Source organism: Phormidium pseudopriestleyi FRX01 (assembly GCF_017313335.1).
Lineage (GTDB): Bacteria > Cyanobacteriota > Cyanobacteriia > Cyanobacteriales > Laspinemataceae > Laspinema > Laspinema pseudopriestleyi.
Genome location: NZ_JAFLQW010000632.1, coordinates 1 through 13,598, shown reverse-complemented (window position 1 = coordinate 13,598; position 13,598 = coordinate 1). Strand labels below are relative to the sequence as shown.

General features: G+C 46.5%; 11 protein-coding genes. 7 read left to right on the top strand and 4 right to left on the bottom strand.

The genetic code is table 11. The features are described 5' to 3' along the window. The first annotated feature begins 310 nt into the window (after positions 1–310). The gene (locus J0895_RS23970) at positions 311–655 is read left to right on the top strand and encodes a prefoldin domain-containing protein (RefSeq protein ID WP_207090498.1); all 345 of its coding nucleotides are present in this window, start codon (positions 311–313) and stop codon (positions 653–655) included. 162 nt (positions 656–817) lie between these two features. Here J0895_RS23970 and J0895_RS23965 read toward each other — a convergent pair whose 3' ends face one another. From J0895_RS23965 to J0895_RS23950, 4 genes are read right to left on the bottom strand one after another with little or no spacing between them, the layout of a single operon-like run. Further along, a complete protein-coding gene (locus tag J0895_RS23965) occupies positions 818–1,132 on the bottom strand; it encodes a gas vesicle protein GvpG (RefSeq protein WP_207090497.1) in 315 nt (104 codons plus the stop codon). A gap of 4 nt (positions 1,133–1,136) precedes the next feature. Then, complete coding sequence (gvpF, locus tag J0895_RS23960) at positions 1,137–1,880, bottom strand: gas vesicle protein GvpF (protein ID WP_207090496.1); 744 nt, start codon at positions 1,878–1,880, stop codon at positions 1,137–1,139. Positions 1,881–1,912: 32 nt separating this feature from the next. Beyond that, on the bottom strand, positions 1,913–2,392 hold the full coding sequence (locus J0895_RS23955; protein WP_207090495.1) for a gas vesicle protein K: 480 nt from the start codon (positions 2,390–2,392) through the stop codon (positions 1,913–1,915). A gap of 33 nt (positions 2,393–2,425) precedes the next feature. Then, a complete protein-coding gene (locus tag J0895_RS23950; protein ID WP_422894349.1) occupies positions 2,426–2,833 on the bottom strand; it encodes a gas vesicle protein in 408 nt (135 codons plus the stop codon). Between the two features lie 1,179 nt (positions 2,834–4,012). Here J0895_RS23950 and gvpA point away from each other — a divergent pair. The 6 genes from gvpA (at position 4,013) to J0895_RS23920 (ending at position 13,391) form a co-directional block, all read left to right on the top strand. Beyond that, positions 4,013–4,231, top strand: coding sequence for a gas vesicle structural protein GvpA (gene gvpA / locus J0895_RS23945; RefSeq protein ID WP_015146561.1), 219 nt, complete (start codon positions 4,013–4,015; stop codon positions 4,229–4,231). Positions 4,232–4,416: 185 nt separating this feature from the next. After that, positions 4,417–4,785, top strand: a complete 369-nt coding sequence (locus J0895_RS23940) for a hypothetical protein (RefSeq protein ID WP_207090494.1) — start codon at positions 4,417–4,419, stop codon at positions 4,783–4,785. Positions 4,786–4,815: 30 nt separating this feature from the next. Beyond that, the gene (gene gvpN, locus J0895_RS23935; RefSeq protein WP_207090493.1) at positions 4,816–5,754 is read left to right on the top strand and encodes a gas vesicle protein GvpN; all 939 of its coding nucleotides are present in this window, start codon (positions 4,816–4,818) and stop codon (positions 5,752–5,754) included. A 224-nt stretch (positions 5,755–5,978) separates the two neighbouring features. Then, entirely contained in the window at positions 5,979–8,852 is a 2,874-nt protein-coding gene (locus J0895_RS23930; protein WP_207090492.1) for a LamG domain-containing protein, read from the top strand. Between the two features lie 75 nt (positions 8,853–8,927). After that, a complete protein-coding gene (locus J0895_RS23925) occupies positions 8,928–10,829 on the top strand; it encodes an ArsA family ATPase (RefSeq protein WP_207090491.1) in 1,902 nt (633 codons plus the stop codon). Between the two features lie 684 nt (positions 10,830–11,513). Then, positions 11,514–13,391 carry an AAA family ATPase gene (locus J0895_RS23920; protein WP_207090490.1) on the top strand — a complete coding sequence of 626 codons (1,878 nt, stop codon included), beginning with the start codon at positions 11,514–11,516 and terminating at the stop codon, positions 13,389–13,391. Positions 13,392–13,598 lie beyond the last annotated feature (207 nt).

The window sequence follows — 13,598 nt, the reverse complement described above, 5'->3', positions numbered from 1 at the left end:
TTAAGTGACCCTAATGAGGTGCGATCGCCTCCCTATTTCTTGACTCCACCCTGGCAATTCCATTCCAAAAAATGCCGGGTTTCTCCCGGTGAGTTAAACTGATGGAGAGTCTATAAAAATTATCATAAAACCCGAGGTTCTCTATGAATACAGAAACCATTTTTTTTGAAATTTCTCAATCGGGCGTTTTCCCCTGGAATGAAAAAATATTGCATTTATCGGTTTCTTGTTAGCGATCGCCACTTGATTTGGGTATCATAAGCTAGAGTCTGCGAGAAAACCCATGCCTAGAATTAAACCCCCCTCTTCAATGCCTGCAAAAATTAGCCCCACTCCTCGCAAGAACTGTGAGGCGGGGGAACAAGTCGAACTCCATAAAATGATGACGAAGCGACAGCGGATCCAGCATGAGCTTCAGATGATGAAACAGCGGATGGAGTTGTTGAATTCTCAATTAAGTCTATTGGATAGTCAAATTGAGTCGAAAGAAAAGGCGATTCAGGAATTGCGGCAATCTTCTGGAAAGGTTGGGGCGGCTATTTTTGGGGAAATTAAGCCTAGGGTGGACCATTCAAGTTTATCTCCATCTCCCATTGCTGAACCGATTACTCGGGTTAATTCTAATCAGTTTAAAACCTTTCATCTCGAATATTAAACATGATAAAATCCTTTTAAAGTCAGCCCGCGCAGGCCTGTGCTGAGTAAAGCCTGCCCTGAGCCCCGCCTGTCCTGAGCCCCGTCGAAGGGTCGAAGGGTCGAAGGGCGGGCTTTGTCCGTGTAGCCCCACCCTTCAGGGTGCGGGTAATTCACCAAACCGTTAATCCAAAACTACCACAGAGAAAGAAGATAAACCATCTTCACTGACAAATTCCTCGAATTCCTCGGTTTCGGTTTCTTCCTCCATTTCTTCTTCCATTGCTTGAATTTTTAGCAACAGTTCCTCTTCCTGCATTTCAAAGTCTTCTTCGGAAATGTCGCCCATGTCGAAGGCGAGTTGTAAGGCTAATAACTGTTTTTGGACATTTTGAATATCATCAAGTTCGCTGGTTGCTCGGTCTAGGAGTTGTTCCCCTAACCAGACGATGCCGCCAAGGGGTCCTGAGAGGGGAAAGGTTAACAGTTCAAAAAGCATGGGGTTATCCCTCTGATTCGAGTTGGGCAAAGGTATAAGGGGCAGTAAAGTTATTATAGCGAATTCTCAGGCGATCGCCAAAGGTTTTATCGATCGCCTCTACTGCATGACTAAATTCCATTTCCCGGTCCCAAGGAATTAAATAGGCGGTATTATAAATCATCTCTTCAGTCATGGGGTCACTTTCGATGACTTCTTCCGCTAAGGGATTTAGTCCGGTTTGAAATGCAGCAATCACGGCTTGTTTTCTAAACTTTAAGCTGCTTTCTATCATCTGACCGATATTGATGACTTCTTCCATACTTAAAGCTCTCCCTAAACTCGCATCCCGCATTTGTTTTAAACTAGGATTTTCTTCTAGTAATGCTTCGATTTCGCTTTTACTCTCCCAAAATACCTTAACACTAACTTCTCGGCGTCCTTCCAGTTTTTGAAACAGGGTTTCTAGTTTCTCCTGATAGGGAGTAATTAAGTCTTGGATTACAGTGTCCCAGGTTTTGACGACTAATCCAAAGTGCAGGGGAAGTAAGGTGCGAAATCCGGCATTCATGGCCTCTTCTAAGACTTTTTCATGGCCTAATAAATTGCGCCGCGAGGTTAGATATTTGGTTTGTTTGGCTTCGGAATAGAGGAAATGAAATCCCTCAATGGTTTGGTTATGAACGGGTTCGCGATCCAGTCCAGCGATCGCCAAGGTGTCTGGCAGGGGTCTGGGTAAAATTCCGTATAGATAAAACCCTAAGCTCATCTTAATTTCTGGTTTAATTGATTTAACAACAGTTACAGGGGTTTAGAGGTTAAAACTAACCTGAGCTTGGCCTGAATTAAATTCAGATTTGCTACGCCGATGTCGATGTCTCCTTGGACCACAATGCCGACATTTAAGAGGCGGTCTAGTAATTCTAATACCGACGCTTCTTGACTAGGTTCGCCGGGATAGTAGCTGCCTGGTTTGGGTAACAGAGTACCCACTTCTCCGAGGTCCAGGTTCAAATCATTAGGGTCAATCTCGAAGATATCGCACAAGCGCAGGATTTCTTCTTCTAGTTTTTGTAAACTCTCGGCTGCAGCATCTAACTCGGTTTCATTGAGCACTTGTTCGTCCATGCGACGAATCACTTGTGCTTCCATTAATTGCCGAATCAATTCGACAAGGGTTAAGACGAGGGATGCTAACCCCGCTTTACTGTTAATGGCGCGACGAGTGGGGAGAATTTCGCTGATTTTGGAAGGGTCGGACGGGGTTTCAGCTAATGCCATGAGGGTGCGGTTTTCTTAATGGTTTGACCGGGTTTAAATCTCGCCAACGTTTCCAGTGGTTTCGGGGTTGGTTTCAGGAATGGGAGGACTGCTAGTGAGGGCTTTGAGCGATCGCATTTCGGCTTCTAAAATTTGCAGGCGATCGTGCAATTGGCGGTTTTCTTCGATTAAATCTTGGTTTTTACTGCTCAAATAAGGGTCATTTTCCCACCAGTTGATTCCCATTTCTCGCGCTTTATCTACGGAGGCAATCAGTAGGCGAATTCGGATATGGAGTAGCTCTGTTGTGGCGACAGAAATGGAAATATCCCCGGCAATCACAATTCCTTTATCTAAGACTCGTTCGAGGATATCTGCTAAAGTCGAGCCTTGGGTCGAAGTGGCAATGGTTCGATTTGAGTTGGAGGGAGTGCTTTTTGGCTGTATCGGGTTAGAAGACACGATGAATTTAACTCAGTAAAGGGATTTAATCAGTTTTGCCTGGTGTTGGCTGCATTCAGCCATTCCTAAAACATTAGGTCCAAGCTGTGGAATTCCCGGGATGGGATTGATTGCGATCGCCCTAGCATTCAATCTATCAGAACAATCAGACCGAATGAATATCCTCTGCTATTTTTCCCTGTTTCAACTGCGATCGCTCACCTAAACCTCCGTTTTTTACGATTTAAAGTGACCCCACTTTTATTTAGATATTCTAACACGCCAATTCCCTTTAAACCGATGCATCCTTGCTATCTTTTCTTAAATCTTCCATTCGGCTGACTGTTAATGGTCATAGGTCATAATATCATAAATCAAAGTCGGTTATGCATTTCATATATTTTCGTAAACAATTCTAAAGAAATGTTGCAATTTCTCGGGTTTGTAGTCACGACTTTAGGGGCTCCCGCCATCTCGGAGTCAAGAATTCAGGCATTTCCAATATCCCAACCTTATGAATTTACCTCTCTTGACAAAAATCACAAAACATGATTTAAAACTAAACCCTGGGATAGAGAAAAAGACTTAGATAGCCTTCCTAGACCCTCCAGGACTCCCAGACCCCTAAAAATCTCTCTGTAAAGTTTTGTTAAATTTGTAATTTCCTTGATAATTGAGGTTGCCGACTGAGGTACGATAACAACAAGTAGATTTCCTCAACAAATCCCCCATCGAATCAGGGTGTGGAACTCGCGGCAAACTGACGAGATGATTTTGCGATAGCCTCTTTTGGATAGCCCTTGAAAAAACACCCTGAGCGCCAGGATAAAACGCAGAGGAATTCTGGACTAAATCAGCTTAAAATCCTTGGGGGTAATGAGAAAGAAGGGGGGTGGATTTCAGCAGAACGGCAAAACACCGGAAAGGTCAAGGGAGGGATGTTGTTTCAGTTCGACTTGTCCAGATAAAACATCAAGGCGAACGGACCCAGTTCTTCCTCTAATTTTTGGGGTTAAACCGTAGTCGGAGGGATCCCTTTGAATGTTGCGTCTTGAAGGGGGCAGCAGGAAGGGGGAGAGAACCATCTCTGACATAAAAACCAAGTGTTTTCATGTTAAATGGACTCAATCAAGTCATTAGTCCACCTGAATCAAGGGGTGGGAAAGTCCAAGTCTTTATTTACACTTTGGAGCAATCATCATGGCAGTTGAAAAAGTCAACTCATCTTCCAGTCTAGCCGAAGTCATCGATCGCATCTTAGATAAAGGAGTCGTGATCGATGTATGGGTGCGGGTATCCCTGGTGGGAATCGAACTGCTGGCGATCGAAGCTAGAATTGTCATCGCCTCGGTGGAAACCTATTTGAAATATGCCGAAGCAGTAGGGCTGACTTCCCAAGCTGCTGTACCGGCGGCTTAATCCATTGTAGTGGATAGAAAATAGCGATCGCCCGGAGATCTAACCTGCTGCCTGCCAGAAAAGCAGCAGCAGGTATTTTCCATATATTAAAAATGAAAAATTGACCGGGAAGGGAAAGTCAGACTCGGCAATGTCTTTAAAATTTTGCCCATGATTTAGGTGGGATTATATCGGGAGGAAAAGTCGTGTCTTTGCGAGAACAATGGAACGCTGCTAGGGTGCAACGTCAGCAGGAAATTTTAGTCCGGCAACAACAGGTCCTAGAACAGCGCTATGAGACTCAAATCAAATTAGAAGAATTCTCAGCCAAGCGAGTAGAAATGGCGGTGCAAGTGAGCGAGTTGTTGCAGGACTTTTATGCCAACTTAAAAGCTGACGTTGCCGCTTTTCAAGAGGAAACGCGATCGCAACAGGAACAAGTTTGGACTGCCGAAAAACAACACCGCAGTGCCTATGTAAGCAACCTACAAGCGTATGTTTGGGGGACAACGCCTACCCCAATTAAACCCCGTCCCAAACCCGGTGCGGTTTCCCTGAATCCCCCCAAGCGCTAACTCAATGGACGTGATGCGGAGACGTTATTTGTGACCACAGTTTTACAAGCCACATCCCAGAATTTTGTCGATACACCTGCCATTCATCGTCTGACAAAACGCGCCTTGCGCTATCTCCATGCGGGATTTTCTGTCCACCTGCGCGGTCCCGCAGGAACAGGTAAAACCACCTTAGCTATTCATCTAGCTAATCTGTTGGAACGTCCAATTGTTTTGATGTTTGGCGATGATGAATACAAATCATCAGACTTGATTGGTAACCAACGGGGATACAACCGCAAAAAAGTGGTAGACAACTTTATTCACAACGTGATTAAAGTCGAAGATGAATATCGTCAATCCTGGGCAGATGCGCGGTTAACCACCGCCTGCCGAGAGGGATTTACCCTGATTTATGACGAATTTAATCGATCGCGTCCCGAGGTGAATAATGTCCTGCTGTCAGTCTTAGAAGAAAAACTTTTAGTGTTGCCAACCAGTGCACAACAACCAGAATATATTCGGGCTCATCCCCAGTTTCGCGTGATTTTCACCTCGAATCCCGAGGAATATTGCGGAGTTCATGAAACTCAGGATGCCTTAATGGATCGGTTGATTACCCTGGATATTCCTGAACCCGATGAACTCACTCAACAAGAGATTGTTGTCCAAAAATCGGGATTAACCCGAGGGGATGCGGCAATGATTGTGCAGTTGGTCAAGACTTTTCGAGAACGGAGTACGACCCCTGAAAAATCCTCTGGTTTACGCGCTTGTTTAATTGTTGCCACAGTCTGTCACCAAAATAATATTCCCGTAGTGCCAAGCAGTGCCGATTTTCGAGAAATTTGTAGTGATATTTTGCTCTCTCGGGCTAAAATTCCTAATACTGACAGCCTTACCATTCTCGGGCAACTATTTAAAGAAATCATGGCGTCAGACAAACGTTCGGCTCCTGCGGAGGTTTTAACTCATGGTAAATTGGGTTAAACTCGCCAAACTCTATCTTTACTAGGGCCGGAGGTACAGAATGGGTTAGAAACCGGGTTTCTTGACAGGATTTTTGCCTATTCGTAACAACGCTAGGCCAGAAACCTGGTTTCTTGTCCTTGGGATCTAAATCTAAAACTGTATCGATATCCCAGGGAACAATATCGTGAGTCGAGTTTAGCTTGAATGCCGATCGCTCAATTAGCAGATACGAATCCCCCCAAATGATTTTCAACGAATCTGTTGCCGTTCCACCCACCGCGAAAGAAGTTGACCTGGGATATTCTTATCCCGAAATTCCCTCATTTAATGGGACTAGCGATTGGATTGAAATTCCCTATTTAGGAGATTTTAATCCCCGTCAGTTTACGGTGGAACTGTGGGTAGAATATCAAGGAGGAATTGGCTATCGAGCAATTTTAACCTCAGTTTGTAGTTCTGCTCAGGAGGGAAGACGGGGCTATCTTTTCTGTGTGAATCCCGCAGGAAATTGGCAGTTTTGGGTCGGTAGCGGTCAACTGGATGCGCCTTGGGTTATGGTGACTGGACCGAGAGCTTCAAAAGGGGTCTGGACGCATTTAGCCGGAAGTTATGATGAACAGTCCCAAACGGTTTTCTTCTATATTGATGGCAGTTTGGTGGCGCAACGGTCCGGAATTCCCTTTCATCCGAACGATCGCAATTCCCTGCGCGTGGGGGCCGGGGCCACGGAACAAAGTGGGGCGAGTCCTTGTTTTTTTCAAGGGCGGATTACGCAAATTAAAATCTGGAATAGTCCGTTAGTTTCGGCGGATATTGCAACTTTAGCGAGTCAGGATATAAGTGGCGATCGGCAAACTTTAACCCCCTCGATTGTTCCCTCTCCTTCCTCTGGGGTAGAACCTGCAACAATTCCCCCAGAAACCCACACCGAACCGGATATTTTACTAGAAGAAACTTCCCTAGGAATTGAGGAAGCAGAAATCTGGGATGAGCAGATAACTGACACCCAATCGGATATTTTAATCGAAGAAACTTCCCCAAAGATTGAGGAGGAAGAGATAGAACAACCGATGGAAGTGCCGGTAATGTCTCCTACTCTGGCAGAACTGGAACCAGAAGTTGTCCCTTCTGCGAAATCCTTACAGTCTGCTTTAAGGTTTGATGGGATTAATAGCAGTGTAGAAGTTAAAACTCCCTTTAAAAATAACAGGACCTTTACCCTATCTCTGTGGGTTAAACCCGCCTTTTTGGATCAGGGTTGGTGCGGTTTGTTCAACAATGATTCCGGAGAGCCTTTACCTCCTTTGCAACTAGGAATTACCCCGAAAGGAGGTTTGTATTACGATTCTTTTGATGCTGCCGGAACTTGTCGATATCAGGATACATTCGATGGATTCTTTGAAAGCGCCGATCGCTGGGTACAGATTGCCTGGGTAAAAGTAGGAACAGAATATCGGTTTTATCGCAATGGCGAGTTATATGCCATCCAACCGGCACCGGATCGGTTTTATCTGCATCAATCCCAAGCGCTGATTGGGATGGGGGAAAAAGGCTTTGCCGGGGCAATTCGGGATGTGAGAGTCTGGAAAGTTGCCCGAACTGCTGCGGAAATTCGCCATGATTTGCACCGTCCTTTAACTGGAGAGGAACCGGGACTATCCTATTACTGGGGGTTCAATGACGGCAAGGGGGCGATCGCCTCCGATGGAGCAAAATGCGCTAACCGGGGGAAAATCATCGGGGCCACCTGGGGACAAGGCCAGCCATGTATAAAAAGTGAAAGTTTCTCAGACGGGGTATTTCGGCCCGTTTTATGCTTTGCTGGGGATAACAACTATATAGAAGTGGACGACCCTTTCGAGAATGATAGCACCTTTACAATTTGCCTCTGGATACAACCGGCGATCGCCGGCCCGAACCCCTATGGAATCATGGGCAAACGCTGGTGGCCCTCCGCCTTTAAACCAGAACTGTGGGGGATTGATTATCAACAAACGTTATACTATCATACCTCCGATGCCTCTTCCCTCAACCTGCGTCATGCAGCACCCTTGTTGAACTTTTTTGCGGGTGGAGACTGGGTACATTTGGCGTGGGTCAAAGTGGGAACAGAGTATCGGTTTTATCGCAATGGGAGATTATTTGCCACCCAAGCTGCACCGGAACGTTTCTATACCGATAGTACAACTTATTGGTTTGGTAAATTGGGAATTGGGAATTCAGTTTCGCACTTTCGGGGTCAAATGGCGGATATTCAAGTCTGGAATATAGCGCTTAGTGAGCAACAAATTCAACAGAATCTGAACGATAATATAAGCGGGGATGAGCCGGGATTGCGGTATTATTGGCCGTTAAATGAAGGGGAGGGGACACAGGTTCAGGATATCGCTAATCCACCCAATCACGGGAAAATTCGGGGTGCGACATGGCAAATGGAGGAAGTGCCGATCGCCCTCCCGGAATCCCCCCTCCCCCACTTTGTACAATCTGTCCTGACGTTTGATGGAGAGGATGATATCGTCATCCTTCCCCAACTTGGGGAAATGGATCGCACGTTTACCCTGTCACTGTGGGTCAAACCGACAACGTTGGACGATGAACGGTGGCATGGTATTCTGAGTAAGGGGGACTCAGATCAACTGGGACTCTCGTTGTGTCCTGGCGATCGCGCCTTGCAGTATCACTCCCTAGGGTTAGGGGAGAAAACGCCTGATACCAATGTCTTGCTCAACTTCTTTGAAACCGGCGATCGCTGGGTTCATCTCACTTGGGTAAAAGACGGAACCGCCTATCGGTTTTACCGCAACGGCGAATGGTTTGCCACCCAACCGGCACCGGAACGATTGGAACAGACTCCGGGAGACTATTGCTTAGGAAAATCCCAGATTTTTCCAACCCGGGATACCTTTTTTGCCGGTCAAATTGCCGAGGTGAGACTCTGGCAGGTGGCGCGAACCGAGGCAGAAATTCACAGAGATTTCACCCATCGCTTGCAAGGGGATGAACCGGGATTAATCGCCTATTATCCCTTAAATGAAGGGAGTGGGGACTGGGTAGGCGATCGCGGACGGATTGTTGGTGCGACATGGGAACAGATGGAGATACCGCTTGGATAAAATTGGGCGATCGCTGATGCTTGAACAATGGGATAATCAGATGCAGATTCAAAAACCGGAATGGGAGAAATTTCTATGAATATAACGGACAAAAATTTCACGTCGATTACCCAGTACAACTCCCTTCACCTTGCTCTATTTAGTGGCAAAGGGGGAGTCGGAAAAACCACCCTCGCTTGTGCCTTTGCCCGACATTGGGCTAAACTCTTTCCCCAAGACTCTATCTTATTAATCTCCACCGATCCAGCTCATTCTTTAGGGGATGTGTTGCAGCTTCCTGTAACCACTGCCGCCACAGCGTTACCTGACTTGCCGAATTTAAGCGTGCGATCGCTCGATGCCAAGGAATTATTGGGGGAATTTAAAGCAAAATATGGCAAATTCTTAGAACTATTAGTAGAACGAGGAAGTTTTGTAGAGGGAGAAGATTTAACTCCCGTTTGGGATTTAGACTGGCCCGGATTAGATGAAATCATGGGATTGCTAGAAATTCAACGATTACTCACCGAGAAAGTCGTAGATAGAATTGTGGTTGATATGGCGCCTTCCGGTCATACCTTAAACTTATTAGGCATCAAAGATTTCTTAGATGTAGTTTTAAATTCCTTAGAACTCTTCCAGGAAAAACATCGTGCCATCTCTCAAAGTTTTAGAGGAACCTATACCCCCGATGAAACCGATGAGTTTTTGGTTGACTTAAAAGCTGACTTAAACGAGGGGAGAGCCTTGCTGCAAGATGATAGCTTTACCGCTTGCTTAGTCGTGGCGATCGCCGAACCGATGAGTTTGTTAGAAACTGGACGATTTATCATTAGCTTGGAAGAATTATTAATTCCTTGTAGCGGATTATTGATTAACCAAATTTCCCTTAATCCTCAAGCGGATTTAGACCGCTATAGTGAACAACAACAGTTACTTGAAAACTTTCTCAAGCTACCCGGTAATCACCCGATTTTTGTCCTTCCCCAACAACCGACAGAACCTCTCGGTGCAGAGGCACTGGATGCCCTGATTCCCCAACTGCAAGCCCTAGAACAAGTGGAATTGGCTCCCGAGGCGATCGTTCACTGGCCCGAAAAAGTAACCCCCAGCTTCCCTGATTTTATCGCAGAAGGTCGCCAATTAATTTTAATTGGAGGGAAAGGAGGCGTGGGTAAAACCACCGTTGCCGCTGCATTAGGGTGGGGATTGGCTCATCGCTATCCGGACAAAAAAATTCGAGTCATTTCCATCGACCCCGCGCATTCTTTAGGAGATGCTTTTGGTCAAAATTTGGGACATAACCCGATTCAAATCACGAATAATTTAAGCGGGCAAGAAATTGATGCTGAGATTATCCTGGAAGAATTTAGAGATAACTACCTCTGGGAATTAGCGGAAATGATGAGTGGAGAAGGGCCGAACCCGGGAAGCATTAAAATTGCCTATACTCCTGAAGCATGGCGGATGCTTGTTGCCCAAGCTCTACCGGGAATTGATGAGATGCTTTCCTTAATTGAAGTGTTTGATTTATTAAACCGCAACGAACAAGATTTAATTATTTTAGATACGGCCCCAACAGGTCATTTATTGCGGTTTTTAGAAATGCCTTCGGCTTTAGCGGATTGGCTGGCTTGGATTTTTAAGTTGTGGATTCAATATCAAAATGTGTTAGGGCGAGTGGAATTTATGGGGCGATTGCGGACGTTGCGGCAACAAGTTGTTAAAGCACAGAAGCAGTTAAAAGATGTTGATTGTACAGAATTTATTGGGGTGGTTCAAGCACAAGCGGCGATTGTTGCGGAACAGGTGCGATTAACGGAGTCATTGCGAAAAATGGAAGTTCCTCAACGGTATGTGGTTCATAATCGGTATCGCGAGGGTTGTGAAATTGATTGGGGATTATTTCCGGCACAAATGGTGATTCATTTGCCGGTTTTGCCTCGTTCTGTGTCTGCTTTAGAGCGGATTCAAGGGGCTGCTGATTTGTTGTTTTAATTTGGATTTGGTGGGGGCGGGGAACAGGCGCTTAAGCCGCTGAGAGGGCATATCATGGCAGAGCCATGATACGAGGGAGGAGGTGTATAGAGTAGGGTTTTTACGAACGGTCCCCGGACCTTGGCAAGGGGAGGGTTAGGGTGGGGTCTCCCGTGAGGTGGCGATCGCCACCTCACGCACCCTTAACGGTTTAAGCGTTTGTATAGAGGTTGGTCCAACCTATTTCTTCGGATCAGTGGCGATCGCCTTCTCACGGGAGACCCTCCACCCACTCATTCCTCTTGACTTGGCTTTGCAAGTCAAGAGAACCCCACCCTAACCCGGACCTTGCCAAGGTCCGGGGACCGGAAGGGGAGTTTGTATAACACTTAAACAGGCGCTTAAGCCGCTGATGAAAGCATATCATGGCAGAGCCATGATACGAGGGGGGTGGTTTCAAAAAATGCTAAGATTTAATCTAACCGACTCTACACCTTGGGATATAGGGACCCATGCCCTATAAAATCAGCCTTTGGAGGAAGACTATTTAAGGGATAAATCGTTAGATTGAAAAGAACCTCCCTTAAACAATTCCGGGGCGTTCTCCATATCTTAGGGTAGAGCAAAATGCTGTGAATCACTGCATTTTAGACCCAAATTAATGGGGTCAAGAACGGAACTGTTAATCATTAGGGAGAGCGATTCATGAACGATTTATTTAAAGGGTTTGAGCAGTTATTAGAACTCGCGAAAGCCTTGGAAGAGAAAATAGAAGCTGGAGAACTCAAGGCAGATATGCAGTTCCGTACTCGTCCGATTAGTAGCATACCCCGGACTGGCGCGATTCCCCGGACTGGGAACGTCGGAGTCTCGACGGGTGGGGTTTCGGTAGATGCCAGTCCTTTTCGCCAACCCTCTTCTCCTCGTTCAACGGGTCCGAGTTCAACGGGTGGCGGGTCAAATTTTACATCCCCGACTCCGGGGGTATCGAAGCCCAAAAAATCGGGTTCTTCGATGAAAGATATTGGCGGACTTCGAGAAGTTTTAGCTGAACTGAAAGAACTGATTGGGATGCCTTTAAAACGTCCTGATTTATTAGAAAAAATTGGATTAGAACCTACCCGAGGGGTGTTGTTAGTAGGACCTCCGGGTACGGGAAAAACTCTGACGGCTCGGGCTTTAGCTTCAGAGTTGGGGGTTAATTATATTGACTTGGTGGGTCCCGAAGTTATTAGTAAATATTACGGCGAAGCCGAGCAAAAACTGCGGGGGATTTTTGACCAAGCGGTGAACAGTGCGCCTTGTATTATTTTTATTGATGAAATTGACAGTTTAGCGCCCGATCGCTCTCAGGTTGAGGGGGAAGTGGAAAAACGCCTGGTAGCCCAATTGTTGGGGTTGATGGATGGATTTGCTCAAACTCAAGGGGTGATTGTCTTAGCTGCCACAAATCGACCGGATGCCCTCGATCCCGCCTTGCGTCGTCCGGGACGGTTCGATCGCGAAGTGCAGTTTCGAGTCCCCGACTGCGCCGGACGATTGGAAATATTAGAAATTCTCACCGACGCAATGCCTTTAGATGAGACAGTTCAGTTAGCTGAAATTGCCGAATTAGCCACCGGATTTGTGGGGGCAGATTTGAAAGCCGTTTGTCAAAAAGCCGCCTATACTGCCCTACGTCGTCAAGTGCCTTCCATTGAGGCGGATATTCCCGAGACTATGACAGTTCAGCAGGGGGATTTTTTAGAAGCACTCAAAGCCGTCAAACCAGCAGTTTTGCGGTCCGTGGAAGTGCAATCTCCTGATGTTTCATGGGATGAAATTGGCGGATTGGAGAGCATTAAACAGACCCTGCGAGAGGCAGTAGAAGGGGCGCTGATTAATCGGGAATTATATTTACAAACCAAAGCGCGATCGCCCAAGGGAATTCTGCTTTGGGGTCCTCCAGGAACGGGCAAAACCCTGTTAGCTAAAGCCGTCGCCTCCCAAGCGAAAGCAAATTTTATCTGTATCAATGGACCGGAATTACTCAGTAAGTGGGTGGGGGCTAGTGAACAAGCGGTTCGGGAATTATTTACCAAAGCCCGACAAGCCTCACCCTGTGTGGTATTTATTGATGAAATCGATACCTTAGCCCCTGCCAGAGGACAGCATACGGGGGATTCTGGAGTCAGCGATCGCGTGGTTGGACAGTTACTCGTGGAATTAGACGGATTGTCAACCAAAGCCAATATTCTGGTAATTGGCGCGACAAATCGTCCCGAGGCAATAGATTCAGCCCTCCTGCGGGCGGGACGGTTCGACTTACAACTGATGGTGGATTTACCGGATATACACAGTCGCTTAGGAATTTTGCAAGTCCACAATCAGGAACGTCCGTTATCCGAGGTAGACTTGAATCACTGGGCAACCGTCACCGAGGGCTGGAATGGAGCAGATTTAGCCTTATTAGGCGATCGCGCCGCAGTCGAAGCCATCCGCCGCTATCGGGCGCTAGACATGAGCGATCCAGCCCAAATCCGGATTACCACCGCAGATTTTACCTCGGCTTACGAACTCTTGAACCAACAGCGATCGGCTTAGTTGGGTCATTGGTCATTGGTCATTGGTCATTGGTCAAATGTTCGTAGTAACGCCTTCAGGCGTTATTCCTCTTAGTTCGTAGTAACGACTTCAGTCGTTATCCGGTGTTCGTAGTAACGACTTCAGTCGTTTCCTACCTGAAGCTGTGACACTCACCATCAGGGGCTTAAGCACCTGTTTGGAAACTGGAGGATCCGGACATGGGAG

Excerpts from the sequence above, each read along its gene's own strand:
- J0895_RS23930 (WP_207090492.1), top strand. The coding sequence starts at position 5,979 with ATGATTTTCAACGAATCTGTTGCCGTTCCACCCACCGCGAAAGAAGTT.
- J0895_RS23920 (WP_207090490.1), top strand. The coding sequence starts at position 11,514 with ATGAACGATTTATTTAAAGGGTTTGAGCAGTTATTAGAACTCGCGAAA.
- J0895_RS23965 (WP_207090497.1), bottom strand. The coding sequence starts at position 1,132 with ATGCTTTTTGAACTGTTAACCTTTCCCCTCTCAGGACCCCTTGGCGGC.
- J0895_RS23970 (WP_207090498.1), top strand. The coding sequence starts at position 311 with ATGCCTGCAAAAATTAGCCCCACTCCTCGCAAGAACTGTGAGGCGGGG.
- gvpF (WP_207090496.1), bottom strand. The coding sequence starts at position 1,880 with ATGAGCTTAGGGTTTTATCTATACGGAATTTTACCCAGACCCCTGCCA.
- J0895_RS23955 (WP_207090495.1), bottom strand. The coding sequence starts at position 2,392 with ATGGCATTAGCTGAAACCCCGTCCGACCCTTCCAAAATCAGCGAAATT.
- gvpA (WP_015146561.1), top strand. The coding sequence starts at position 4,013 with ATGGCAGTTGAAAAAGTCAACTCATCTTCCAGTCTAGCCGAAGTCATC.
- J0895_RS23925 (WP_207090491.1), top strand. The coding sequence starts at position 8,928 with ATGAATATAACGGACAAAAATTTCACGTCGATTACCCAGTACAACTCC.